Consider the following 26,255-nt stretch of genomic DNA (forward strand, 5'->3'; position numbering starts at 1 on the left):
CATCCCGAAAATATGAAAAAGAGGTTATGAACTATGAATATTGAACTTCAGTCCAAATTGGATCACTTAATAAAATTATTGACTGATCTTGACAGTGCAGTCGTAGGTTTTTCTGCCGGTGTGGACAGCACTTTTTTAACGGCTGCAGCCTCTCGCAGTCTGGGAAAGAAAGCAATAGCCGCAACTGCGTATTCGGCTACACTGCCTGTATCAGAAAAAGAGGAGGCAGTACGAATAGCCAATCAATTAGGAATACAACATATTTTACTGCCTATCGATGAATTGGCGAATACCGAGTTTGCAGCCAACACTAAAAATCGCTGCTATTATTGCAAAAAAACCCGCTTTAATGCCCTGCACCAATGGGGGATAGAACATGGTTATACATGGGTGCTGGACGGTGCTAACGCTGATGATTGCATGGATTATCGTCCGGGCATGAAGGCAATAGCCGAAATGGAAGGTGTATGCAGTCCCCTGCTGGAAGCCGGCTTGACCAAAGCAGAAATACGGGAAATTTCTAAAGAATGGGGTTTGCCTACATGGAATAAACCCAGTGCAGCCTGCTTATCATCCCGAATAGCTTATGGTCTGACTGTCACAAAGGAACGTCTGAATCAAATTGAACAGGCAGAAAAGATAGTAAAAAAATTTTGCAGTGGGCAAATCCGAGTCCGACATCATGATAATTTGGCCCGCATCGAGGTTTCTCAGGCTGATATTCCCATTCTTGCCATACCTGAAAATGCTCAGTATATATGCAACGCTTTGAAAAAACTGGGATTTAAGTTTGTTACACTGGATCTTGCCGGCTATCGCACCGGCAGCATGAATGAAGTACTGGCACAATAATTTACCTTTAAATAATTTCATCTGAAAAATCAAAAAAGCAGTATCATCTGCAGCATTGCACTGCAGATGATACTGCTTAAATATTATTATTGATCCTTTATGCTCTGTCCAAAGAGAAATAAAATTATTTTACTTCTACAGTTGCGCCAGCTTCTTCTAATTTAGTTTTAACAGTATCAGCTTCATCTTTAGCTACTTTTTCTTTGATAGGAGCAGGAGCACCATCAACTAAAGCCTTAGCTTCTTTCAAACCAAGTCCGGTTATTTCACGAACAGCTTTGATAACGTTGATTTTGCTTGCGCCAGCAGATGCAAGGATTACATCAAATTCGGTTTTTTCTTCAGCAGCAGCGCCGCCAGCGGCAGGAGCAGCAGCAACAGCAACAGGAGCAGCTGCACTAACACCGAATTTTTCTTCCATAGCTTTTACAAGTTCAGATAATTCAAGAACAGTCATTTCTTCAATGGCTTGCATAATTTCTTCTTTAGTCATTTTAATATTCCTCCAAAATTGAATGTCGTTTTATTATATAATATATAGCTTAGGCTGATTCTTTCTGTTTACGAATCGCTTCAAGCACATAAACAGCATTGCGGATCGTGCCCTGAAGTACATTGACCACACCGGAAACAGGAGCCTGCATACTGCCAAGCAATTTGGCAATGAGGACTTCGCGGGAAGGCAGAGAAGCCAAAGCCTTAACGCCTTCAGCATTAATAACCTTACCGTCAACAACACCGGCTTTAACAGTTAAAGTTTCTGTTGTTGCCAGATTGTTTTCCTTTATAAAAGTTTCAATAACTTTCGCCGGAGCAATAGCATCTTCACTGGAATAAGCAACTGCTGTCGTACCTTCCAAATATTGAATCAAATCTTCATAACCAAGATCCTTAGCCGCAAAACGGAGCATCGTATTTTTTACAACATGATAAACAACACCCGCTTCACGCATTTTTGCACGAAGCTTTGTATCCTGAGCAACAGTGAGACCTTTATAGCTGGTGAGAACAATCCCCTGTGCATTGGTAAAGCTTTCCTTAAGTTCTGCAACGATAGCTTGTTTTTCTGGACGTACTGCCATGAAAACACCTCCTCTCAAAAATTGTGCCTGCATAACAAAACAGCCTGTGGTCTTCTGCCGCAGGCTGCATTTTAGAATAATGGCATTGCCATATATATCAAAAATCCATTAAACCTCGGCAGGCAATCACAATTATACCGCGATGCGGCACCTGCTGTCTTAAGTTTCTTAAGATGTATTATTCAGCTTTAGTTGCTTTCAAAGACGGATTAACATGAACACCAGGGCCCATAGTAGCACTCAAGGTAACAGATTTCATATATTGTCCCTTTGCTGCTGCCGGTTTCACTTTTATCAGTGTATCAATCAATATCTGGAAATTTTCCAGTAACTTAGCACTGTCAAAAGAAGCTTTTCCGATAGGCACATGAATATTCCCTGCTTTATCCGTACGATATTCGATCTTACCGGCTTTTATTTCGCCGATAGCTTTTGTAAGATCCATAGTAACAGTTCCCAATTTTGGATTAGGCATCAGGCCACGCGGACCAAGAATCTTACCTAAACGACCAACAACCCCCATCATATCAGGAGTCGCAACTGTTACATCAAAATCATACCAGCCGCCTTGAATCTTAGTAACAAACTCATCTGATCCAACATAATCAGCTCCCGCTGCTTCCGCTTCGTTAACCTTGTCACCTTTAGCAAAAACGAGAACCTTTTTAGTTTTACCTGTACCGTGCGGCAGAACTAATGCGCCGCGAACCTGCTGATCCGCATATTTAGGATCTACACCTAAACGTATTGCCGCTTCTATTGTTTCATCAAACTTAGCTGTCGCAGTTTTTTTAACTAATTCAACAGCTTCGGAAGCATCATAAAGCTTATCTTCAATAAGTTTTGCTGCATCCTGATATTTTTTGCCAAATTTGGCCATAAAATATTCTCCTTTCGTGGTTATAACGGGTATGCCTCCCACGTACTATGAAATCAATCTACGATTTCAATCCCCATACTACGGGCAGTGCCTTCTATCATACGGGTTGCTGCTTCAACATCAGCAGCATTCAAATCCTGCATTTTTGATTCAGCAATTTCTGCAGCTTTTGCGCGAGGCAACTTAGCTACTTTCTTTTTGTTTGGTTCACCAGAAGCCTTTTCAATCCCAGCAGCTTTTTTTAATAATATTGCAGCTGGCGGTGTCTTCGTGATAAAGGTAAAAGAACGATCTTCAAACACACTGATTTCTACAGGAATTATAAGACCAGCCTGTTTGGCTGTTCGTTCATTGAATTCTTTAACAAAAGCCATAATATTTACCCCAGCCTGACCTAATGCAGGACCAACCGGAGGAGCAGGAGTCGCTTTTCCTGCTGCTACTTGCAGCTTTACCATCTTTACAACTTTTTTCGGCATATCTAACACCTCCTTAAACGAGATATATTAAATCTTCTCTATTTGGTCAAAGCCGACTTCTACAGTCGTTTCCCTGCCAAACATATCGACGATAACTTTCACTTTTGATTTATTATAATCAATTTCTGTAACAGTTGCTGCAAAATTCTCGAAAGCCCCTGAATTAATATGGACGCTTTCTCCTATTTCTACATCAATGCTGACTGTCGCCGAAACAGCTCCATCTTCTCCACAGGAACCAAGAATCTTTTTCACTTCTCCGTCAGTAAGAGGAATAGGTTTCGTTCCAGATCCGACAAAGCCGGTAACTCCAGGTGTATTTCTTACTACGTACCACGAACGGTCACTCACGATCATTTCGACAAGCACATATCCCGGAAAAACTTTATGACTTACTACCTTTTCTTTCCCGTTTTTCTTCTCAATTTCATTTTCCAAAGGAACAACTATTTTAAATATTTCACTTTCCATCCCCATGGAATGAACCTTACGTTCCAGATTAACCTTTACTTTGTTTTCATAACCGGAATAGGTATGAATGACATACCATCTTTTTTCAGTTTCCGCATTAATGGACATTCACTGCACCTCCCCGGTATCAACGCAAAATAATTTCTAAAGCCCTGGCGAAAACGGTATCGCATATCCAGATGAGAGCACACACAAATATAACTGCGATGAATACAACGACTGTATAAGAAGACAATTCCTTACGAGTAGGCCAAACCACTCTTTTCATTTCTGCTTTGACGCCAGTTAGAAATTCTTTTAGATTGAAACTCTTACTTTTTTCATTCTCAGTTGTCATTTTCCCATCAGTCAATCCATTCACATCCTAAAATAAATACAGTATAAAACTCATCATCTTCAAACATAAAAATTATTTTGTTTCTCTATGCGGTGTATGTTTCTGACAAAACTTGCAATATTTATTCATTTCCAGTCTGTCCGGATCGTTCTTTTTGTTTTTATTGGTCTGATAATTACGCTGTTTGCAAACTGTGCAGGCCAAAGTAACTGCATTACGCATTTCCTATGCACTCCTTACCGAATAATAATTCATATGATAATTTATCAAGCGCCGCAATTTTACGGCTGCATACCCGAATAAACTTTACCATAGCAAGCGATAACTGTCAATTAAAAACCGCTTTAATTTCTTACTTACATAAATAAAACCCCCATAAAAGGGGTTGTACTTGCACTTTGGTGGCGGCGCACGGATTTGAACCGCGGACACTGCGGGTATGAACCGCATGCTCTAGCCAACTGAGCTACGCCGCCGCAATTCTCTTTTTTATGGAGCTGATGACCAGGATTGAACTGGTGACCTTATCCTTACCAAGGATACGCTCTGCCGACTGAGCTACATCAGCATAATTGGTTGCGGGGAGAGGACTTGAACCTCTGACCTTCGGGTTATGAGCCCGACGAGCTACCAACTGCTCCACCCCGCGATAATTTGGAGCTGACGAGAGGACTTGAACCTCCAACCTGCTGATTACAAATCAGCTGCTCTGCCAATTGAGCTACATCAGCATGCTATGCCTTTCAATCGAATCAGCCGTCGGTAATATATACTACCATGTTCTAAACCATTTGTAAAGAACTTTTTTCATTTTTTTTAATCCAATCAATGAAATAAATTCTTAATGAAAAAAATGGTCGGGATGACAGGATTCGAACCTGCGACCTCATCGTCCCGAACGATGCGCGCTACCAAGCTGTGCTACATCCCGTTGAAAACAAAATATATTATATCGCTTTTCAAACAATAATGCAAGCCTTATTTTAAAATTATTTCTGCATATTTATATCTTTTTCTCTGTAATTAATACGGGAACCGATTAAAAAGCAATGCACGTATTTCATATTTTAGATTCAGCGTTATTTTAAAGTTTGCATGAACATATCGGATAATCGGATATGTTCAATACAATTTCAAGACAGGCCTATCAGCAGGATATAAATTAAATATTTTTGAGATCATTTTCTTTTATTTTATAAAAGCAGATTGTAATATTGCAAATATATTATGTTTTAGCTATAATAAATTTTACCGACTTTGAAGCGGCAATTATATTATATAGAAGCAGGAGAGTTTTATAATGGAAAAAACAGCAGTAAAAAAAGAGACAGTGCAGATGCCTGCACAAATTGTCGCAGAAACATCAATAGCCGATGTTTATCGCGCGGCCAAACAACTTGACGGTATAACCCGTCATACTGATCTTATTTATAGTGAATATTTCTCTCAGATTTCATCCAATGATGTATATATAAAACCAGAAAATCTTCAAAAAACAGGTTCGTTTAAGCTTCGCGGTGCATATAACTGCATCAGCCAGCTGTCTGACGCGCAGAAAAAACGTGGTGTAATTGCTGCTTCTGCTGGTAATCATGCGCAGGGAGTGGCATTTGCCGCCCAAAAATTAGGTATTAAAGCAGTAATAGTCATGCCCGCCACGACACCGATTCTAAAAGTTGAGGCGACGCGTGCTTACGGAGCAGAGGTTATCCTGTACGGCGACAGCTACGATGATGCCTGTGCAAAAGCTTATGAGTTAGAAAAAAAGAACGGTTATGTTTTTATTCATCCTTTTAATAATCTGCAGGTCTTGCTTGGGCAGGGAACGACCGCACTGGAAATTATAGACAGCCTGAAGGATGTTGATGTCATTCTTGTTCCGATCGGCGGGGGCGGTTTTGCCAGCGGGGTAGCTTTGGCAACAAAGCTTGTAAATCCTCATGTAAAAGTGATCGGGGTCGAGCCGGCAGGCGCAGCCTGCATAAAGGCGTCTTTAGAAGCAGACAGAGTAGTATCACTTGCCAGTGTGGAAACAGTGGCAGAAGGCACAGCAGTGAAAACTCCCGGTGATCTTACCTTCGCCTTCATAAAAAAATATGTTGATGATGTGATAACAGTCACGGAATTCGAAATAATGTCCGCACTGCTTTCTTTGATAGAAAAGCACAAGCTCATAGCTGAGGGAGCAGGTGTTCTTTCCTTGGCAGCTTTGCCTAAATTATCTTTCAAGGGAAAAAAAGTCGCAGCTATAGTCAGCGGCGGCAATATCGATATATCTACAATTTCAGCGCTTATAGATAAAGCATTGGTGGCACGCAGCCGTGTGTTCTGTTTCAGCGTTCAGCTGCCTGACAAGCCGGGACAGCTTCTTGCAATCTCAAAAATTCTGGCAGATCTTGATGCCAATGTCATTCATCTTGATCACAATCAAGCTAAAGTTACGGATAGTTTTCAAAAAGTATTATTGGAAGTGACCGTTGAAACTCATAACAGCGAACATGTCGCAAAAATTTCTGAGGAATTAAAAAAACATGGCTTCCAAATTACGAAAGTATATTAAAGAATGTTTTAGATCGGCAGAATTAATCTCCCGGATTGACAAAAAAACTGCCCCCCAAAAGTTAGATTTAGGAAATCTGACTTTCGAGGGGCAGTTTTTCATTGCACAATAGCGTTTATGTCAGTCATCGAAAAATTAAATTCAATACAGTATATGCGCTATTATATAGCCCACACAGCTGCCTGTAATAATACCGATAAGTCCGGGAAGTATAAAGCTATGATTTATTACAAACTTGCCGATGCGTGTAGTACCCGAACGGTCAAAACCAATGCAAGCCAGATCCGAAGGATATGTCGGCAAAACGAAATACCCGTAACAAGCTGAAATAAATGAGATGATTATCAGCGGATCTACACCTACGCTCAATGCCATGGGGACAACAATAGCCAATGCCGCAGCCTGCGAATTAACAAGTTTTGATATCAAGAACAATACTACCGCATAGGTCCATGGATATTGGAGAACCACTTCTCCCAATACTTTTTTCATTCCCGGCAGATAGGCACCAAAATAGGTTTCTGCCATCCACGCTACACCATACACAGAAACAACAGCCACCATACCGGATTTAAATACCGATCCGTTTGTAACCTCACTTACCTTGACCTTGCACGCCAAGAGGATTACCGCAGCTATAACAAGCATAGACAACTGAATAGTAGGCGTCATTGACAATGGCTGCCATACGCCTTTTCCGTCAGGTACAAACGGAAGCAGTTCTGTCGGGAAGCTACCGAACAAGGCTATTACTACTATTCCCGCCAGAAAAATAAAAGTCGCTCTGTATGCAGTCTTTGGCAGTTTCATTTCGGCTATGGATTCACCCTGCTCTTCATAAATATAAGCACGCTGCTCCGGATCTGCCAGTCTTGCCTGAAATGCCGCATCCTTGTCCAAATCCTTGCCGCGATGCAAACTCCATAATCCGGCCACAACTACTCCGCAAAAAGTGGCAGGTATCGATACTGACAATATCTGCACAACCCCCAAAGGATGAGATGTATTTGCCAGCATTGCTACCATTGATACTACAGCCACCGACGCAGGTGAAGCGCATATTCCCATCTGTGAAGCAACGGAAGCCACAGCCATAGGGCGTTCCGGACGTATATTCTGCTTTATGGCAATATCATAAATGATCGGAAACATCGTATAAACCACATGACCTGTTCCGCATAAGACAGTAAGAAACCATGTCGTAATAGGAGCCAGGACTGTTACTTTCTGAGGATTCTTACGCAATATTTTCTCTGCATATTTCAGCATAACATCCAGTCCCTTTGATGCCTGCAAAAAGCCTGAGCATGTTACGACAGCCATGATGGTAAGCATAACATCAATAGGCGGTTTACCGGGAACCAGCCCTATGACAAAGACGAAAAAAGTTAAACCGATACCTGATACTGCCGCCAATCCCAAGCCGCCATAATGCACACCGACAACGAGACAGGCGATTAGAACAATAAAACCTAAAATTTCCATAATATGAGTCCCTCCAAAATAAATTGTATTTATTATACAATAGGGTTATTATATAAATTTAAAATGGATTAGTCAAATTCATATAAACATAAAAATGGGCAATTTATATTTATGTTTATATAATATAACTGCTGAAAAACATTGTAAAGCAAATATTTCGGCATATTGTCATCTGTATTTATTTATTCAATTGTTTTTTTTATTGCATGCGATCGGTTTTTTTTATGATAAGCTACACCGTCCTGTTCCAGCTTATATAACCTTTTTCCTGATCTGCTAAAATACTCCCGAATTTATTCTTTTACTTTTCCGATAGAATTATTTTTTTATAACACAAAAACTCCCTATAAAATAGACAAAAGAAAAATCCATTTTATGGGGAATTTTTTACATTTCCTTACTGCGGTTTTTTACTATTATAATTTACTGACTGCCGCCTTTATTTCATCAGCTTTGTTCAGCCTTTCCCATGGCAGATCCAGATCATTTCTGCCGAAATGGCCGTAAGCGGCCGTCTGTCTGTAAATAGGTCTTCTTAGTTCCAGTGTTTCAATAATGGCACCCGGTCTCAGATCAAATACTGTTTTTATAACATCCACTATCTGCCCGTCGCTTATTTTTCCTGTTCCAAAAGTTTCAACGGCGACTGATACGGGTCTGGCAACTCCTATTGCATATGCCAGTTCGATTTCTATTTTATCCGCTATGCCTGACGCAACTATATTCTTTGCCACCCAGCGTGCGGCATATGCTGCCGAACGGTCAACTTTCGTCGCGTCTTTGCCGGAGAACGCACCGCCTCCATGACGGCTTGTTCCTCCGTATGTATCTACGATTATTTTTCTCCCGGTCAGCCCAGAATCTCCCTGAGGTCCGCCTATAACAAAACGGCCTGTCGGATTGATAAAATATTTTGTCTGCCCGTCAAGCAGGTTGGCCGGAATTACCTCCCGAATCACATATTTTTTTACATCTGCTTCTATTTGTTCAAGTGATATTTCTTCACTATGCTGCGTGGACAATACTATTGTATCAATTCGTTTCACATTATTATCATCATCAAATTCCACTGTCACCTGTGTTTTGCCATCAGGTTTCAGATATGGCAGAACACCCGTTTTTCTCACCTTAGCCAATTGCCTTGCCAGACGATGTGCAAAGGTAATCGCCGGCGGCAGATACTCGGGTGTTTCATTAGTAGCGTAACCGAAAATTATTCCCTGATCGCCCGCACCTGTATCAAAAGCTGATGCATTTTCTTCAGAACGCGTTTCCAGAGCTTTATCGACTCCTTGAGCGATATCCGGTGACTGCTCGTCGACCGACACCAGTACGGCGATCGAATCGGCATTAAATCCGTCTGATTTTTTATTGTACCCTATATTGCGTATTGTTTCACGGGTGATTTTAGCAATATCGACGTATGCTTTCGTAGAAATTTCTCCTACAATCAAAGCCAGTCCGGTAGCAACCGTAGTTTCTGCCGCCACTCTGGAATAGGGATCCTGTTCCAGCAGCGCATCTAATATGGCATCTGAAATCTGGTCGGCTATTTTATCAGGATGTCCTTCCGTAACTGATTCGGATGTAAATAATTTTCCCATGGTGAATTACCTCTTTTATATTATTTTTGTACTTACACGCTCATTATCCACCCACCTGATATTGCATTATTACCCGCCAAATAATTTTTATCATTTGAATGTTACTGCTTTGATCATTTTTTGCCGTTCAGATATTATATTCCACGGCCAATTCCTCTTTAGGAAAAAATTGTTCATATACCAGCCTTCGTACACGGGCAAAATCATCACTGGTTCTGTCTCTGGGTCTGGGAAGCTCCACGGAAATAACTTTTTTTACGGTTCCCGGCTTAGCTGATAAGACCACTATCTTATCCCCCATAAATATAGCCTCATCAATATCATGTGTCACCAAAATCAGCGTAGTCTTCTCTTTTTCCCAAATATGCAATACCTCTTTTTGCATATTTATTTTAGTGAATGCATCAAGTGCACCAAACGGTTCATCCAAAAGCAATGTATTTGGCCTGTTGATCAAAGAACGCGCTATGCTGACCCGCTGCTGCATACCGCCCGACAGCTGCTTGGGCAGTGCTTTTTCAAATCCGGTCAGTCCTACCAGATCGACATGTTCCCTGATAATCTTTTTTTTCTCTGATTTTGACAATGTTTGCGATATGCCGAACTCAATATTTTTTTCGACCGAACTCCATGGCAGCAGCCTTGGTTCCTGGAAAATTACACCTATGTCCTTTTCGGAAGGATGATCTATTTTTTTTCCGTTTAATTCTACGCTGCCTGATGTGCTTTGTTCCAATCCGGCTATAACTTTTAACAATGTGCTTTTTCCGCAGCCGCTGGTCCCAACTATACTGATAATCTGTCCGTCGCCAATAGAAAAATTTATATCATGCAAAACTTCGATTTTTCTGCCGTTAATAATGAAAAATTTTTGCACATTTTTTACATTTATAGCCATAGATTTATCCTTTCTTAATCCTCCTGATCCACCCAATACAATGTTTTTTTCTGTATTTTGATAACTAATATATCTATGATCAGCCCAATTATCGCGATCGAAATAATTCCCACGAATAATGTCCCAGGCTGTGCCAGCTCACGTCCGTATGATATCAAATATCCCACTCCGGCCGAAGCAGCGATCATTTCGGCTGCAACCACGCAGGTCCATGCGCCGCTTATCCCCAAACGCAGTCCGGTAAATATCGCCGGAACGGCCGAAGGTAAAATAATTTTGCATAACATTATTTTTCTCGTCTTGCCGAAGGCTTTTGCTAATTCCAGAAGTTTCGGATCCGCACTGCGTATTCCCTGCATTGTATTGAGCAGTACGGGCCAAAATGCGCCTATTACAATAACTCCTATTTTTGATGCCTCACCTATTCCCAGCCACAATATAAAAAAGGGAATACAGGCGATAGCCGGAATCGGTCTCAATATGCCTATTAAAGGGTCAACCATTTTGCCGAAGGTTTTAAATAATACCGCCAGGCTGCCAAGCACAAGACCAAGCATGCTCCCTATAATATATCCATAAATTACTCTTCCCAGACTTGCTGTAACATGTTTAAAATAGCTGCCTTTCTCCACCATTTGATCAAACGAAACGGTAATAGTTTCAGGGCTGGCAAATATCGATGGTTTTATAAGACCGCGATCACTTGCAATCTGCCATAAAATTATTATAAGCAGGGGCAGCACTAAGGCTAAAAATAAATTTTTAAATAACGCTTTTACCCGAAAAATATTGTGGACTGCCATGCTTTCCCCCTTCTTTCATCTAGGTATATAGATAACATTTATTGAATGCCTGCTTTTTGCAAAATTGAGGTATCAATATATTTGGCAATATCAACATTTTTTTTCAGCAGACCATATTTATAAGAGTCCTTTGCACCTTTATCAAGAGCATCTATTTTATCCTGAGTAAGTGTCAAATTCAAATCTCCTACATCTAATAATATTTTTAATCCCGGAACAGTTGCTTCTGTAGCTTCATGAGTAATTTCTATTGCCTTGTCAGGATTTGCCTTCGACCACTCTGCGGCTTTCTGCAGTGCTTTCAGCAGTTTGGCCGTTGCTTCCGGATTATCTTTGATAAATTGGTTTCTTGCCAATATTGGCGACACAAATAATTTTATACCTGTACCTCTTTGCAGAACGGATACACCGTTTCCTGTCTCTGCCGCTTGTGAAAGGTTTGGTTCCCATATAACATCAGCATCAATATCACCTGATACAAGACTTGAAACTCCATCTGACGGGCCAAGATTTACAATTTCGACATCTTTTTCGGTCAGCCCCCCTTTAGCCAGCAGCAGATATAAAAAAGGCTGAGCGTTACTGCCAAAAGGAACTGCTATTTTTTTCCCTTTTAGATCAGACAGCTGATGAATATGGGCGGCATCTCTGACAGCAATTCCCTGATTGTCGCTTGAAGCACTCGCCGAAGCTATGATCTTTATGTCAAGTCCGTTGGCAATACCTGAATAAACCGGCATATCGCCCATAAAACCGACATCCAGATTATCAGATGTCATTCCTTCAATGATCGGTGGCCCATAATTGAATGTGGAAATTTCCACATCAAGTCCCTCATCCTTAAAATAGCCTAGTTTTTCCGCCACATAAACCTGAAAATATGTTGGCTGTGATGCCAGACGTATTTTTACGTTACTGTCTTTCGCCGCTGATTTTTCTCCGTCCTCCTGCGCTGAACTGCCGCAGCCGGCAAAATAAAGCATTGATAAAAATATTCCTAATATAGCTGCGGTTTTACGTATTGCGGTAAATTTCATGGCACTCTTTCCCTTCATTCAACTTAACTTATAATATCCGCTGAATTTTAATCAGCCGCACGGTAATACCGGGGATTGACATCAATATTTTCATACAGTCGAAACAAGTCATACGGCACCGTATCGGCATTGGCGTTGGCATTGCGTATTTTCTCCCAGCTTATTCCGTATTTTCTATACATAGCTGCGGTTCTCTCAAAAACATCCCAGTGCCATTCTTCCGTCGGTGTTCTGTGTCCCTCAAGCGGTGACCCCACATTTACATACCACTGACTTGCACAGACGACTATGCCGTGTGAAATCAAATATTCTATACCTTCAAGCAGCGATTCTTTCGGCTCAATGCCCGAGACCACTGTGGACCGGACATTATACCGGCCAAATACCTGAACCTCATAATCAAGTGCATTGAGCCAGTTTTTTCTGCCGCCGCATAATTGAGCCTTACCGGGGCAGATAACATCAAATATTTTTTCATTCCATATTTCAAGATTTGTCGCCATCGTACGAAAACCTGCCTCTTTGTATTTTTCAAATACCGACAGATCCTCCGGTGCGCCCACACAGGCTGTCCCGTTAAAATCTTCAAGCCCTGTGGCTTCCTGAATAGCTTCCGCCACATCAATATAATATTCTACTTCTCTTCTCTCGGGAATAAATCCGCCGCTTATTGTCACGTGATCAAAACCCTGTTTATAGCCGACCGCAATCGTTTCACCGACCTGCTGCGGAGTTTTCCATTTTATATCCTGCGACTGTGAATAAATTTCCTTTGTTGCATTAATATTGCAGAACAGGCAGTCCATTCCTTTGTCTTTCAGCGAGCATTCATTGCTGTACGATACAAACATGCCGCCATAACCATAATCTGCCGCGACCGTGCGCATTGCTGTCCCGTCTGACGTTTTGCGGCCGTAGTATTCGGGTCTCTTAGTGAATTCAATATTTTCTATGACCAGTTTCTTCCTGTCATATATATTATAGATTCCATCCTCATATTTCAATTTCAGCGGACTGTCTATATTCCAGCGTATCTGCACTCTGTATTTTCCCAGCGGTGTCAAAAAGCACGCAGGAAATTCAATATTGCTGTGCGCATGCCGATCATGGGTAAAAAGAACATTTACCTGCTCGATATATTTGCCGCCGATGTCCAAATGTCTGAAAACCTCAGGTGCAAATGCTATACCTTCAACCAAAATACGATTTTTTAATTTAATTTCATCTAACAATTTATGTTTTTCTTCATCGGAATAATGACTCATATTTCTAACCTCCTTAATTTTCGGTTCTTCCTGATTTTCCGCAGAAAACATAAAAACCGGAGATCTCTGCCTTAGTATGCAAAAAACCTCTGGTTTTCCAGTCGGTAATTTATTCACTGATATGCCTTCAGCTTATTCAGCAAATGGAGATCAAATGCCGCGTCCGATGCGGCTGATTTTTTCAATCAGCGCTATTGCGCCGGCGTAACCTATATCAACACCGCTGACAGCCAGCTCCCTGTTCTGCGGGTTGCCTATGACAAATAATTCTGCATTAAGCCTGGCCGCCGCACCTGCCTCCAATTCTGAACCAAAAATTATCTCATTATCCGGGCCAAGTTTTTCTTCTATTCTTTCCGTATCATCACTGTACACTATATCAGAGATAATTTTCTCCAGCGACTTCACAGGCTGCTGTTCTTGTGAATCCCCCTCATAATCTGTGATGACAGCTGTTTTTATCTGCATGCCGAGATACTTTTTGAGGAACTCCCCGTAGCGTATAACCTTGCTTTCTTCGCCGATAACAGATATTTTGCGGCGAAAATCATAGGAATAATAATATTCGGCAAACTGCCGGATTACATAGTCAAATTTTTTCTTTTCGCTGTACAGAAAATTGTCAACTACATTTTTACTGATGCCAAGCTGTTCACCGACAATTTCCACAAAATTATCGGTATCAGGTCCAAGGCCCGGATTTTCTATGAAAACATATGGCGTACCATAGGTTGATCTGAGGTTTTCAGCGGCTTTCACTCCCCATTTCGAAACTACAACATTAAGTGCGGCAGCCGGTACAGACTGCCATGACTGCCAATCCTCTCCATCACCAAAAAGTCTGTTCGTCTTCACTCCCAACGATCCCATTATTCTCTGGATCTCCCTCAGATTTCCCTGCCAGTACAGATCCTGCTGCGGTATGATGCCAAATATATTTACGGATTTAGTTTCCCTTTCCTGTTTCGGCGCTTTACCCGCAATCTGATCCAGCAGAACAGCCACGACTTCTTCATAACCCGTTCGTGCATGTCCGCGGAATCCCGGTGCTTTATAATATGCGGCCGCATACCCTTGATCCGTTATTTCCTGCGTCATTGCTACAACATCATCACTTATCATTTCTGACTCGACACCGGAAAGCACCACATAAAGCTGGCCCTCAATGACCCTCACTGTATTTTTAATTTGCTCGCGCAGCCGGGAACCGCCGCCGAAAACAATTTGTTTTTCATACATGTTGGTCGACGGCACACTATAGCCGTTTATTGACCCCACGATACCATTACCGGATTTATTTGCGGCAAAGGATTGAATCCCCAGTCCCGCAGTTCCGTGAATAATAGGCACGACTGCTTCGACAGCTTCCAATGTAGAAAGGGCTCCCTGAAGATTGCAGCCATATCTTGTCTTGCCAATCTCTGCTGTCATTATTTCACCTCCAGCTTTACATACCAGTCCGGACTTTTTTTCAGCCAGCTTGTCTTATAGGGCAGACTGTCATTTTTATATAAATAATTACCGAATTCATTTGCTGTCTGTGCCTGCCGCAAACGTTCTATAAGCTCTGCCGCTCCCTTATATCCATATAGAGTCATCTGGCTCACCGATATGGGGATTATTCCCAAAACTGCCGTCCAAGCCGCAGATCCGTCTGTTCCTATATAAAAATCAGGTTTAATTTTTCCTAAAATATTGGCCAGTTCAAAGGGTTGACCGCCGCCGATTTTGATAAAAAGATCATCCGGCAAAATCTCCAGTGCATCTTTATTCAGAGAATCTATATACGGTGCCGAAATTCCGCTGATTTCAAAACCGATTCCTCGCAGAAACAATGCCAGTTCGGCTGCTGGACGAATAGGCAGCGCGATAAATACTTTTTTTCCGGCAAACGGTTTATTTTTCAGATATTCAGCAAAAAATCTCTCTTCTTCCTCAATAACAGCATGTGCTCTATCCGCCGACTTAAAAGTATCTCCCAGCGCCGAAAGCCAGGCAGCCGTCCCTTCTATTCCTATGGGAACTCTGCTTATAATGCTTTTTACCCCGCTTTTTTCCTGCAGTCCGGACAGCAGCACCTCTGCTTCATCCGAATTAACAGCTATTGCGGCCTCTGCCCTTCCTGCTTTTGTTATATCGTCCAGGCAGGAAAATTGCGGTATTATATTGCATTTTATTTCCAGCCTGCCAGTCAATCGTTCCAATTCCCCGAGATTTTTTCTGCTTTCCGTAATGCTGATAATATCTACAATATTTATTTTTTCGCCGTATTCCGCCAAAATATATTTAGCCAAAGCATGCAGGACAATATCGATTCCATTTATTTCGGCTTTGCTTTTAAAGCCGTCAGTATATATAGATATTATTTTAACCGGCAGTTCCTCCTGCATTTCAAGAATAACAGTGCTGATATCATCATTATTAATGGCAACGACGGAAGTCCCTAAAATAAATATTGCCTTCGGCTGATGCTTTTCATATGCCCGACGCACTGTATCACGCAATTTTTCGTCACTGCCCAGAATAGTATCACGCTCATCAAGATTGGTCGAATACCATATCGGCTGTTCCTGACCGTGTATTAACGATGTTTCCAGGATTGCCGTGCCTACGACTCCATGCACAATGACAACCGTATCTCCTATTTCTGACAGGAGCCGCAAAGCTTCGTAAACTTCATCCTTTTTATCCTGTGAGAAAGTGCGTATTCTCTGCTGAATCTCCTGATCTGCTGTTACAGCCTGCAGTTCTTTTTTGCTTCCCTGATAAGCAGTGACCGCATTTGTACGCTTTTCTCTGGTCAGAATTTTTCTTTCTTCCAGCATTGTCAGCCGCTCCTTTCCATTGTCAGATATTCGCCGACTCGGCAACTATACCCGTCTCGTAATCAAAAATACGATCGCCCCATATCTTAGCCCAGTCTCTCAATTCGGAAACACTCAAGGGAGCGGGTATAGTCAGATCATCATTTTGTGCTATATACCTTGCCAGCCGTCTGTATATATCTGCATGTTTGTCATGAGGATTGGCCTCGATCACTGTTTTTCCGTACAATTCACTTTGAGATACGACTAATGAGCGGGGAATATATTCGACAGTTTTTGTACCTGTTCGATTGGTAAAATCATCCAGCAGCATCTTTGAATATCCTGCCGATAAACCGTTGCCTATTATGCCGCCAAGCCTCGCCCCTCCCGCAGGAGCATATTTGCTGATCGCTTTAAATAAATTATTAGCTGCATATACAGCCATAAAGTCTGAAGAACTTACCACATAAGCCCGATCCGTTATTCCGTCTCTTATCGGCACCGCAAAACCGCCGCAGACAACATCACCCAAAACATCATAAAGTACGTAATCAGGCTTATACTCTGCAAAAAGTTTCAATTCCTGCAGCAACGATACCGCCGCGTTGATGCCGCGCCCCGCGCAGCCGACGCCCGGCACCGGACCTCCCGATTCTATGCAGAGCACTCCCCCGTAGCCTTTAGCCGATATATCAGCTAAATGTACTTTTTTCCCCGAACGCATACTGTCAAGTACTGTCGGCAGATATGCATTGCCCCGCAGCGTATTCGTGGAATCACTTTTGGGATCGCAGCCGATTTGAATTACTTTATATCCTGCTTCAGCCAATGCCGCGCTGATGTTTGATGTAGTAGTAGATTTTCCTATTCCGCCTTTTCCATATATTGCTATATGCCTGCCAAATTTTTCACCCATCTTATTTACCTCTTGCTGCTTATTAAAAGCCGCCTGTCCGGCTTGCAGCTTTCCTCAATGCTGTATTTTTTTATGCAAAAATCTCAATAGTCTAACATAGAAAATTTTTCTCTTTTTAAAATGACAGCCAAAACTATTCACACAAATCCTTTTTTACCGCCCAAATCAAAGATTCGATACATTTCTCTCTTTCAACGAATTCACTCTGTAAAGATCATCCCATGACGGTATTTCCAATGCATTGTTTTTATCCATCCTGATCAAACCTTTATCCTGAAATCGTCCTAATATCTCTGTGACGGTCTGGCGGCATGCCCCGATCATATTAGCCATTTCCTGGTGAGTAATCCGATAATCTATATAGTATTTATCTTCCTTCCTCTTTCCCGCAAGATGGCACAGCAGACTGGCCACTTTTGCTTCTGTATTGGCTGCCAGCAAATCTTCCAGTCTGTATTCATAATTTCTTACATATGAACAAAAGATCATGATCAGCTTAATAGAAATATTTATATTTTTTTCAAGGATTTTAATAAACTCATCACGTGATATCCGCCACAATACGCATTTTTCCATAGTTTTAGCAAATACTCCGCGGTTTTCCCTTAATAAAACCGCCGGCAATCCTATTATTTCACCGCTTTTGCAGATCGAAACAATAATTTCTTTGCCTGTAACGGTATTATGGTAATGTTTAATATGTCCTTTTCTAATGTAATAAATATAATCTGCCGGGCTGTCTTCATTAAAAATAATTTCATGGGAGGATAATTGCAAAATACAAGAATTCGCTTTCAATAGAGCCAGTTCTTCAAGTGTCCAATTTATTTCCTGCATCAATTACCACTCCCTAAAAAAAATAGGCCGCATATCCCTTCCGGGATCACGCGGCCTGCAGTTTACTGCTCAGCATTTATTATACTTATTATTTTGACAGTGCTCAGACATATATCCGGTAATCGGCAATATTCTCCAACGTGTCCCCGTCCAGATCATACAAATAATCAAAAAACCGGCCTTCATCATTCGTACTATTGTAGAATTGTTCATGCGTTATGCCGTTGCGCACGAGAATTTTATAGCTTCTGTGCATAAGATCTATAAACCACTCAGTAGTTGGTGCTCTATGTTCTGCCAGAGCAGAGCCTGGTTTTGGCATCCACATCTGCGGTACTGCAACTACGCCGAATGAAGATAATTCGTCCACTCCTTCCAGCAAAGTATCCTTCGTTTCAAGCCCGGCCACAAAATAGGATCTGACATTGCCTTTTCCGAACACTTCTACCTCATGACGCAGTGTATTGACCCAGTTATCATACCCGCCGCACATAGCATCCTTGCCCGGACAAATATATTTGAACAGATTTTTATCCCATATTTCCATATTCGTCGCGATCCTGCTGTACCCCGCTTCTTTATATCGTTCAATAACTGATAAATCCTGCGGCGCACCTATACAGGCCGTTCCGCCGAAATCCTGCATGCCTGTGTAGTCCTGTATTGTTTCGGCTACATCAATATAATAATCAACTTCCCTGCGTTCGGGAATAAAACCGCCCGTGACAGTCAGATGTGTACATCCTTCATTATACGCGGCTCCAACTGTTTCAGCTATCTCACCAGCATTTTTCCACTCAATATTCTGTTTTTCGGCATATTTGGCTTTAGTCTCGTTAATATTGCAAAATCGGCAATCCATATTTTTTTCCAGCAATGCACATTCATTGCTGTAAGCGATACTTATCTTTGACGAACCGACATACTGGGCTATAGTACCCATAAATTTACCATTGGTGGTTATTTTATTATAATATTTTGGTTTATGCTCAAACTTTATCTCAAATAAATATTCTTTTGCTTCTCTAAGATAAAATTTTTCTTCCTCTTTAACAATATTGAAGCGTGATGCCGGATCGAAAGCAAATGCAAACCTATATCCGTTCGGTGAACGAAAAGCTTGTGGCAGACTGTCAGCATAGCTTATATGATTATTAAAAAAACAGGCATGGATTTGCTCCAGATATTCATTTTTAAAATCAAGATTGTGGAATAATGAAGGATCTGCATTTATTCCCTCGTTAAAAACGCCTGCTCTTATTTCCAATTCTTTCAACAGTTCCTTTTCTGATTGATTATCCCTTTTTGCGGTCATCTTCTCACTCCCCAATATTATAAATATAAGCGTCAATAATTTCTTCTAAAACAGCTTATCTTTTTTTCAATTCGTGCCGGACCTTCTGATATTTATGTCTGATAATAAAATGAGGATATACAGATATGACATCTGTATATCCTCGTCTGCAGTATTCTGCTCAACGCAATGTTTAATTGATATTGGAACATAGTATAGTGCAATTCAGAATTCGTGTAAGTCGTTCAGACGACAAGAAAAAGGATTTTATTATTCATCCATCATATAGCGGCGCCCCAACGCATTATATTTAGCGACACCAAAACGATGGTAGGGAAGCTGTTCATATACTGTTTCCGGTTTATTCGCCAAATAATTCTTTATGGCAAGCAGATCATCCGGCGAATCATTGAATCCCGGTATTACGGGCGTTCTGGCATATTTAGGCAGTTTGGGAAAATCACGACAGAGATTATCAAAATTCTGCAGTATTTTCCGATTTGTTTTTCCAGTATAGGCAATATGTTGTTGTTCGTCAAGTGATTTTATATCAAAAAGAATTGCATCCAAATATTTGGCAGCCTGCTTCAAGATAGGATAATCAGCATATCCGCAGGTTTCTATAGCCGTCGTCAGGCGCCGCTTTTTAGCCTGCCTGAGCAGTTGGATCAAAAATTCACCCTGCATCAGCGGCTCTCCGCCGCTCACAGTCAACCCGCCGTTCCCATGCCGATAGAAAATACTATCCTTCTCAACTATATCAAGGACTTCTTTGATCGAATACTGATGCCCTTCTGCTTTATATGCTTTTGCCGGACATTCATGAACACATTTCATGCAGCTGCTGCATTTATCTCTTTGGATAACAGCTTTATGCAAATCAGAAAATTCTATTGCACCGGCATCACATATCTTTTCACATTCGTTACATATTTTTTTGCCTAGGCATTTATTTGCATCATAAGAAATTTCCGGCTTGGTTTTTTGAGATTCGGGATTACAACACCAACGGCAGCGAAGCGGACATCCTTTCATAAAAACAATCGTGCGGATGCCAGGACCATCATGCAGCGAATATTGCTGGATATTGAATATCATTCCTTTTTTGTCCATAGATTATATAGCTTCATTCTGCGTTCTGGCTATAATGTCATTTTGCAAATCAATTGACAGATCTGTAAAATAAGCACTGTAGCCGGCAATACGCACAAGCAGATTACGATAATTTTCGGGGTTTTTCTGTGCCGCAATCAACGTTTCCTGGTTTATCACGTTGAATTGTATATGCCAAAGCTTTAAGTCGCGCCATGCTTCTATAAAATCAACCAGTTTTTTTGTTCCCTTTTCTCCGCGTACACAGGCAGGACTTAGTTTGACATTGAGCAGCCTTGCTGCACGTTCATGATATTGATAATTTTTCGTAGCAAAATTTGACAGCAGCACTGCTGTAGGACCATATGTGTCTGCCCCCTGAGATGCACTTGAACCATCTGATAATGGTGTCCATGCCAGTCTGCCGTTAGGTGTGGCACCAACCACTTTGCCGAAAGGAACATGCGAGGTAAACGGAACATAGCGCAAATCAAGATTCACTCCCAGCTCCGCCGAATATTTTCTGGTAAAGAGCAGCGCCTCTTTATCAAGCCGTTTGCCCAATTCATCAGCATAGGAATCATTATTTCCGTATTTCGGCGCATTTAAAAGCCTTTGCCGCAAAATATCATATCCTGCAAAATTCTTTGTCATAGCTTCCTTGATCTGAGCCAGTGTCGCTTTTCGATCCTCAAATACGATTTTTTTAATTGCTGCCAGTGAGTCAATGACTGTGGCATAACCTATAAATTCAAAATATCCCAAGTCTATGCCTCCGTCGATATGAGGCTGATGAATATCAACCAAACTACTGCGGCATAATTTGTGAAGCGCCGATCCCAGCGGACTGGCAAAATGATTTGCTCTCAGGCGGATAATTTCATGCTGCTGAATAAAAGCATGCTTGAGAAAATTTTTTTGCTGCTGCAAATATGCCGCGAAAAATTCGTCAAAAGAAATAAAGGTATCTATTTCCCCCGTTTCTATGCCGATCAGCTCACTGCCGTATTTTGCCATACGTCCGTTATAGATAGTCATTTCCAATGCCGCAGCAAAATTTATATAAGCATTCGGACTTGTATAGGTATCACGATTGGGCATGCGGCATTCAGCGCAGCCTGACACACTGTAGTCATAGGCTTCGGCAAAATCGGCACCTTTGGCAAGCAGCAATGGTATAACTTCCTCATCATTGATAAGCTTTGGAAAACCAGATCCCTCTTTTATCGTTTCGGCAACTTCAGCCAGATACTGCTGTGTGCTGCGCGTATGAACGCGGGCTGCCAGGTCAGGATAATTTAAAGGAAATTCTCGTTTCGATTTCAATAAAACATATGTGAGATCATTGACCGCATCCTGACCATCAGGTGTCTGTCCTCCCACGGTAACCGCTTCCCAGTGAGCATAGCCTTCATTGAATGCGCCGCCTGCACTTGATATATATAAATCTATATATTGAGACATCGCTACCCATTCACAATCAAAAATCTCCTGCACATCATTATCGGTAATGAGACCTTCCTTTATATCTTTTTCATAAAAAGGATATAAATACTGATCCATGCGTCCGTTGGAGATAACTGTCCCTGTCTTTTGTTCCACACGGGAAAACAGCTGAGTAAACCATTGAGACTGAACTGCCTCGCGAAAATTACGGGCAGGATATTCCGGTACCCGTCTGCATATCTCAGCAATATTTTTCAGCTCTGTTCTGCGCGAAAGATCATTTTCCTGCAAAGCTTTTTCATCTGCCAGCTCCGCATGCCGGCGAGCCCATAGAGTTATCGCGTCACAGACAATTATGACCGCTTCGATAAATGGTTTTTTTTCTGTCTGATCAATGGGACTGAAGGGATCAAGCTGCCTCAGTTTTTCTCCCATTTCCGTGCGTATACCAAAAAAGCCCTGCTGCAAAACTATCTCATAATCATGAACCCATTGTATGGAAGACCGAAAAGATGCCGTCTCATTGACAATAAATCTTGACGAAAAATCTTTGTCATTATTATAAGTAAGTGCCGCTGTTTTCGGTGTAAGAGCTTTTATTAAATCTTCATGAAATGTTTTACCCTTCCAATACGGTGCTATCTCCTCAGCTATGAGTCTGGCATCATTGCCGTCAATATCAAAAGGAGATGTTTCTCTGTCAGGCAGCTGTCCTATAGCATCTCCCATAATATCGCCGTCAAGTTCCGGATATAATATGCCGTAACGTCCGCTTCGTCCTATTCTGCCTGCAATAAGCTGGTCATCATCAATATAGACCGTCGCTTGTTCGGCATAATACTTCAACGCTTTTGCCCAGCGCAAAATCATGGGCTGTCCTTCTGTTTCTTTAAACGACCGTGTAAAATACAAACCTCTTTCAATATCAATGACAGGCTTTTGTCCCTGTACACGCTTCAATAAAGCAAATGCGCGGTTTTTCGGCCCGTGTAAGCCGGCAATATTTTTATTTCCTTTTATTTCAGAAAGAATACGTTCTTCCTGTCCGGAAAAAATTTTTTCTTCTGTCATTTTATCCTCCAGCTTTCATTCATATAGTGTAATAAAAGGTCTGTAATTTTTCTTCAAAAAATTCTTTGTATATCTTATCTTTTTGTCTATGAAATTCAGGACTTACCCTGCTTCGCGGTATAGATTGTTCGATATTATAACTTTGCTTGATCCTGCCCGGCTGCGTATCCATGACAATAACACGCTGCCCTAAATATACAGCCTCCTCGATATCATGCGTTACTATGATCATGGTAATTTGTTCCATCTCCCAAAGGCGGAGCATCTCTTCCTGCAAATGCATTTTAGTTATTGCATCCAATGCACCGAAAGGCTCGTCAAGGAGCAATATCTTGGGCTGGTTCGACAGGGCTCTGGCAATCGACACCCGCTGTGCCATTCCCCCTGAAAGTTGTTTTGGATAAGCTTTTCTGACGTCCTGCAACCCGACTATTTCAAGATTTTCCACTATGATCTTTTCAACATTTTCCGTTGATTCCGGCAGGCTGAATTTTATATTTTCTTCCACTGTCAGCCATGGCAGCAGACGATGATCCTGAAAAATAAACCCCCGCTCGCGGCCCGGGCCTTTAATGGGCCCGTTTTCAAAATAGACGCTGCCTTCATAATCTGTATCCAATCCTCCCATAATCCTCAAAAGCGTGCTTTTCCCACATCCGCTGGGCCCGATTATCGAAATAAATTCCCCGGGATTAATTGTCAGATTAACATTCTCCAGAACTTTTTTTGTCTGCTTGCCTGAAACAAACTGCTTACTTAATTTTTCTATTTGAATAATTGGATCTGCCATATATTTCAACTCAATTCCATTTAATCATCACAGTTGACAACTTTTTCAATATATCATCCATAAATTTACCGACAATTCCTATTATGATCATACCTAAAATAACCATGTCAGGTCTTGCAAGATCACGTCCGTCCATCAGCATATACCCAACGCCTCTTGTCGCTGCTATCATTTCAGAAGCCACTACGCAGATCCACGCACTGCCCAGTCCCAGCCTGGTACCGGTCATTATAAATGGCAAAGCACCGGGTAAAACTACCTGCTTTATCACTCTTTTCTTCGAAACTTCATATACGCGGGCGAGTTCAATATATTTTCTGTCAATATTTTTTATTCCGTCCAGTGTATTCAAAAAAACCGGAAAAAATGCACCAATAAATATTATATATATTTTAGATGCCTCGCCGATACCGAACCATAAAATAGCCAGCGGGATCCAGGCAATCGGCGGAATGGGTTTCAAAACCTGAAGAATAAAATCAGTGATTATCTCAAATTTTCCTGACAGCCCGGCTGCCACCCCGACAGCCAATGCCGCGGCCAATGCCAAAAAGAATCCCTCAAGAACACGCAGTATACTGATTATGATATTTCCGGCCAAGGTCCCGTCTGCGGTTAAGGTGACTGCCGTTTGAATGACTTTATCCGGTGACGGCAGTGTGTAATTATGAATAATCCCCAATAAAGCCGCACCTTTCCATAAAAGCAGCACTAGGATGGGAAGTATCCAATATAAACTCAAATATTTAGCTGTCTGTATATATTTACTGGCTGCCATTTCTTTCATTCGCGTCTCCTCTGTTCATTTGATTAAACGGACATATATACTGCCTCTCATCGAAACAATATATATGATTACTTATCACCTATACCGGCCTCTTTTAAATATTCAAGATTAATAAAGCTGTCCATATCAATATCATTCTGAATCAGTTTCTGCTGAAGCAAATAGTCTTTTACTTTTTTTATTTCATTTACATCTTCTGTTGTCAAAGCCTGATCATAATGAAGATTCTTGAAAGTATCTTCCAATATCAAAGGATCGACTTTCATGTCTTTTGCTATTAGTTCAGCCGCTTCCTTAGGATTGGATTTGATATAATCTGACGCCCGCTGACATGCTTTAATATATGCGGCTATGATCTGCGGGTTTTCCTCTGCATACTTTTTCACGGCATAAGTAACAAGATTACCGCGTTTTATTCCTGTTCCATCGGCTATTACCTTCGCCTTTCCTGACGCTACAAGCTGCGAGATAAACGGCTCCCAAATAACGGCAGCATCAATCTGACCGCTTTCCAGCGCTGCCGGTATATCTCCGGCCGGTATATTCACTGACTGTATATCATTAAATGTCAAGTTTTCCTTTTCCAGAAGGAGCGCCAGTAAATGCTGTGCATATGTACCTTTGCCATAAGCAACCTTTTTGCCTTTCAACTGCCCTGCCGAAACAATATCCGACCCTGGGCCTGCCAGAAGTGCCAACGCTTTTTCGCCATATGCAACATCAGCAATTATTTGTATATCCTGTCCTGACGATTTAGCTAAAATAGCGGGCATATCCGCCATGAATCCTATATCATCATGCCCCGAAGCTACAGCTTCATTTACCAGAGGACCCGATTTAAAATCCGTCCATTCGTATGTAGCCCCCACTTTTTTTAATTCTTCATCGAGATAGCCTTTTTCTTTTGCTACATAAATCGATGCATATAACGGATAAGGCTGTGCCCCTATACGCAATACATTTGAACTGTTTGCTTTATCAGCTGATGACGATCCGCTGCCTTCCTCACTATTTAATCCGCAGCCGGCAACCAGCAAAGTGGCAAGTACAAATAATAAAATCACTTTCTTCATACTTTGATGCTCCCTCTTTATTTCATAATTAATATACAGGCAGGATGATCCGCAGCAAATATAAACCGTATGCCGAAAAACAAAAAGACCGGGCTAAAAAGCCCAGTCTTCATTTATTATGATCAACTGCCCGGAAAGTACAATGCATCGCAGGATAACACTTCACGAAGAACACTGCACTTCCCCATTAATTTGCTATTCTAACATATTTACAAACAAAATATTGTCGTCCAGGCGACAATATTTTGTTTTTTTATTAAAACAGTATACTTTTTTTAAAAATATATTGACAAAGCAGTACTTTGTGTAATACCATTATAAAAAAATATGGTCAACTAGAAAACTAGAGACTGGTTTTGCGTACACGCAGATCTCTGGTTTTTATTTTT

25 protein-coding genes, 5 tRNA genes and 1 other annotated feature are annotated in these 26,255 nt (G+C 41.4%); of the genes, 2 read left to right on the forward strand and 28 right to left on the reverse strand.

Annotation, left to right across the window (positions count from 1 at the left end; translation table 11 throughout):
* The first annotated feature begins 33 nt into the window (after positions 1 to 33).
* On the forward strand, positions 34 to 852 hold the full coding sequence (gene larE, locus I6758_RS11970; protein ID WP_196605495.1) for an ATP-dependent sacrificial sulfur transferase LarE: 819 nt from the start codon (positions 34 to 36) through the stop codon (positions 850 to 852).
* A 124-nt stretch (positions 853 to 976) separates the two neighbouring features.
* Here larE and rplL read toward each other — a convergent pair whose 3' ends face one another.
* From rplL to I6758_RS12030, 12 genes are all read right to left on the reverse strand, one after another.
* On the reverse strand, positions 977 to 1,345 hold the full coding sequence (rplL, locus tag I6758_RS11975; RefSeq protein WP_196605496.1) for a 50S ribosomal protein L7/L12: 369 nt from the start codon (positions 1,343 to 1,345) through the stop codon (positions 977 to 979).
* A gap of 49 nt (positions 1,346 to 1,394) precedes the next feature.
* On the reverse strand, positions 1,395 to 1,934 hold the full coding sequence (rplJ, locus tag I6758_RS11980; RefSeq protein WP_196605497.1) for a 50S ribosomal protein L10: 540 nt from the start codon (positions 1,932 to 1,934) through the stop codon (positions 1,395 to 1,397).
* Positions 1,935 to 1,959: 25 nt separating this feature from the next.
* Positions 1,960 to 2,116: a sequence feature (ribosomal protein L10 leader region), on the reverse strand.
* Positions 2,113 to 2,814: a 50S ribosomal protein L1 gene (rplA, locus tag I6758_RS11985; protein WP_196605498.1), complete on the reverse strand. Its 702-nt coding sequence runs from the start codon at positions 2,812 to 2,814 to the stop codon at positions 2,113 to 2,115. It overlaps the preceding feature by 4 nt.
* 53 nt (positions 2,815 to 2,867) lie before the next feature.
* A complete protein-coding gene (rplK, locus tag I6758_RS11990) occupies positions 2,868 to 3,293 on the reverse strand; it encodes a 50S ribosomal protein L11 (protein ID WP_196605499.1) in 426 nt (141 codons plus the stop codon).
* A gap of 27 nt (positions 3,294 to 3,320) precedes the next feature.
* Positions 3,321 to 3,872 (reverse strand): transcription termination/antitermination protein NusG, encoded by a 552-nt coding sequence (nusG, locus tag I6758_RS11995; protein WP_196605500.1) that lies wholly within the window; start codon positions 3,870 to 3,872, stop codon positions 3,321 to 3,323.
* Positions 3,873 to 3,891: 19 nt separating this feature from the next.
* Positions 3,892 to 4,101, reverse strand: a complete 210-nt coding sequence (gene secE / locus I6758_RS12000; protein ID WP_196605951.1) for a preprotein translocase subunit SecE — start codon at positions 4,099 to 4,101, stop codon at positions 3,892 to 3,894.
* A gap of 72 nt (positions 4,102 to 4,173) precedes the next feature.
* Positions 4,174 to 4,323: a 50S ribosomal protein L33 gene (gene rpmG / locus I6758_RS12005; protein ID WP_196605501.1), complete on the reverse strand. Its 150-nt coding sequence runs from the start codon at positions 4,321 to 4,323 to the stop codon at positions 4,174 to 4,176.
* 177 nt (positions 4,324 to 4,500) lie between these two features.
* A tRNA-Met gene (locus I6758_RS12010) sits at positions 4,501 to 4,577 on the reverse strand.
* A gap of 16 nt (positions 4,578 to 4,593) precedes the next feature.
* Positions 4,594 to 4,669 (reverse strand) — tRNA-Thr (locus I6758_RS12015).
* Positions 4,670 to 4,674: 5 nt separating this feature from the next.
* Positions 4,675 to 4,750, reverse strand: a tRNA-Met gene (locus tag I6758_RS12020).
* Positions 4,751 to 4,756: 6 nt separating this feature from the next.
* Positions 4,757 to 4,832 (reverse strand) — tRNA-Thr (locus I6758_RS12025).
* Positions 4,833 to 4,955: 123 nt separating this feature from the next.
* Positions 4,956 to 5,032: transfer RNA gene (locus I6758_RS12030), tRNA-Pro, on the reverse strand.
* A 369-nt stretch (positions 5,033 to 5,401) separates the two neighbouring features.
* On the opposite strand from I6758_RS12030, the gene ilvA reads away from it, so the two are divergent.
* The gene (gene ilvA / locus I6758_RS12035) at positions 5,402 to 6,661 is read left to right on the forward strand and encodes a threonine ammonia-lyase (RefSeq protein WP_196605502.1); all 1,260 of its coding nucleotides are present in this window, start codon (positions 5,402 to 5,404) and stop codon (positions 6,659 to 6,661) included.
* Between the two features lie 141 nt (positions 6,662 to 6,802).
* Here ilvA and I6758_RS12040 read toward each other — a convergent pair whose 3' ends face one another.
* The 16 genes from I6758_RS12040 to I6758_RS12115 form a co-directional block, all read right to left on the reverse strand.
* On the reverse strand, positions 6,803 to 8,146 hold the full coding sequence (locus tag I6758_RS12040; protein WP_196605503.1) for an anaerobic C4-dicarboxylate transporter: 1,344 nt from the start codon (positions 8,144 to 8,146) through the stop codon (positions 6,803 to 6,805).
* A gap of 416 nt (positions 8,147 to 8,562) precedes the next feature.
* Positions 8,563 to 9,750 carry a methionine adenosyltransferase gene (gene metK, locus I6758_RS12045; protein WP_196605504.1) on the reverse strand — a complete coding sequence of 396 codons (1,188 nt, stop codon included), beginning with the start codon at positions 9,748 to 9,750 and terminating at the stop codon, positions 8,563 to 8,565.
* Positions 9,751 to 9,877: 127 nt separating this feature from the next.
* Positions 9,878 to 10,648: an ABC transporter ATP-binding protein gene (locus I6758_RS12050; protein WP_196605505.1), complete on the reverse strand. Its 771-nt coding sequence runs from the start codon at positions 10,646 to 10,648 to the stop codon at positions 9,878 to 9,880.
* 14 nt (positions 10,649 to 10,662) lie between these two features.
* Positions 10,663 to 11,451, reverse strand: a complete 789-nt coding sequence (locus tag I6758_RS12055) for an ABC transporter permease (RefSeq protein WP_196605506.1) — start codon at positions 11,449 to 11,451, stop codon at positions 10,663 to 10,665.
* Between the two features lie 38 nt (positions 11,452 to 11,489).
* Positions 11,490 to 12,488, reverse strand: coding sequence for an ABC transporter substrate-binding protein (locus tag I6758_RS12060; protein WP_196605507.1), 999 nt, complete (start codon positions 12,486 to 12,488; stop codon positions 11,490 to 11,492).
* Positions 12,489 to 12,535: 47 nt separating this feature from the next.
* On the reverse strand, positions 12,536 to 13,753 hold the full coding sequence (locus tag I6758_RS12065) for a radical SAM protein (protein ID WP_196605508.1): 1,218 nt from the start codon (positions 13,751 to 13,753) through the stop codon (positions 12,536 to 12,538).
* A gap of 150 nt (positions 13,754 to 13,903) precedes the next feature.
* On the reverse strand, positions 13,904 to 15,184 hold the full coding sequence (locus I6758_RS12070; RefSeq protein WP_196605509.1) for a nitrogenase component 1: 1,281 nt from the start codon (positions 15,182 to 15,184) through the stop codon (positions 13,904 to 13,906).
* Entirely contained in the window at positions 15,184 to 16,578 is a 1,395-nt protein-coding gene (locus tag I6758_RS12075; protein ID WP_196605510.1) for a nitrogenase component 1, read from the reverse strand. Before I6758_RS12075 ends, I6758_RS12070 begins: the two co-directional genes overlap by 1 nt.
* A gap of 22 nt (positions 16,579 to 16,600) precedes the next feature.
* The gene (locus tag I6758_RS12080; RefSeq protein WP_196605511.1) at positions 16,601 to 17,476 is read right to left on the reverse strand and encodes a nucleotide-binding protein; all 876 of its coding nucleotides are present in this window, start codon (positions 17,474 to 17,476) and stop codon (positions 16,601 to 16,603) included.
* 165 nt (positions 17,477 to 17,641) lie between these two features.
* Positions 17,642 to 18,313, reverse strand: a complete 672-nt coding sequence (locus tag I6758_RS12085) for a Crp/Fnr family transcriptional regulator (protein ID WP_196605512.1) — start codon at positions 18,311 to 18,313, stop codon at positions 17,642 to 17,644.
* Between the two features lie 103 nt (positions 18,314 to 18,416).
* On the reverse strand, positions 18,417 to 19,628 hold the full coding sequence (locus tag I6758_RS12090) for a radical SAM protein (RefSeq protein WP_196605513.1): 1,212 nt from the start codon (positions 19,626 to 19,628) through the stop codon (positions 18,417 to 18,419).
* A 249-nt stretch (positions 19,629 to 19,877) separates the two neighbouring features.
* Positions 19,878 to 20,720: a glycyl-radical enzyme activating protein gene (locus tag I6758_RS12095; protein ID WP_196605514.1), complete on the reverse strand. Its 843-nt coding sequence runs from the start codon at positions 20,718 to 20,720 to the stop codon at positions 19,878 to 19,880.
* 3 nt (positions 20,721 to 20,723) lie between these two features.
* Positions 20,724 to 23,216 carry a (2S)-3-sulfopropanediol dehydratase gene (hpsG, locus tag I6758_RS12100; RefSeq protein ID WP_196605515.1) on the reverse strand — a complete coding sequence of 831 codons (2,493 nt, stop codon included), beginning with the start codon at positions 23,214 to 23,216 and terminating at the stop codon, positions 20,724 to 20,726.
* A gap of 19 nt (positions 23,217 to 23,235) precedes the next feature.
* On the reverse strand, positions 23,236 to 24,006 hold the full coding sequence (locus tag I6758_RS12105; protein ID WP_196605516.1) for an ABC transporter ATP-binding protein: 771 nt from the start codon (positions 24,004 to 24,006) through the stop codon (positions 23,236 to 23,238).
* Positions 24,007 to 24,016: 10 nt separating this feature from the next.
* Positions 24,017 to 24,793: an ABC transporter permease gene (locus tag I6758_RS12110; protein WP_196605517.1), complete on the reverse strand. Its 777-nt coding sequence runs from the start codon at positions 24,791 to 24,793 to the stop codon at positions 24,017 to 24,019.
* A gap of 68 nt (positions 24,794 to 24,861) precedes the next feature.
* The gene (locus tag I6758_RS12115; protein ID WP_196605518.1) at positions 24,862 to 25,866 is read right to left on the reverse strand and encodes an aliphatic sulfonate ABC transporter substrate-binding protein; all 1,005 of its coding nucleotides are present in this window, start codon (positions 25,864 to 25,866) and stop codon (positions 24,862 to 24,864) included.
* Positions 25,867 to 26,255: the final 389 nt, after the last annotated feature.

The sequence above is a fragment of the Pectinatus haikarae genome (assembly GCF_015732185.1).
In the GTDB taxonomy this organism is placed as follows: domain Bacteria; phylum Bacillota; class Negativicutes; order Selenomonadales; family Selenomonadaceae; genus Pectinatus; species Pectinatus haikarae.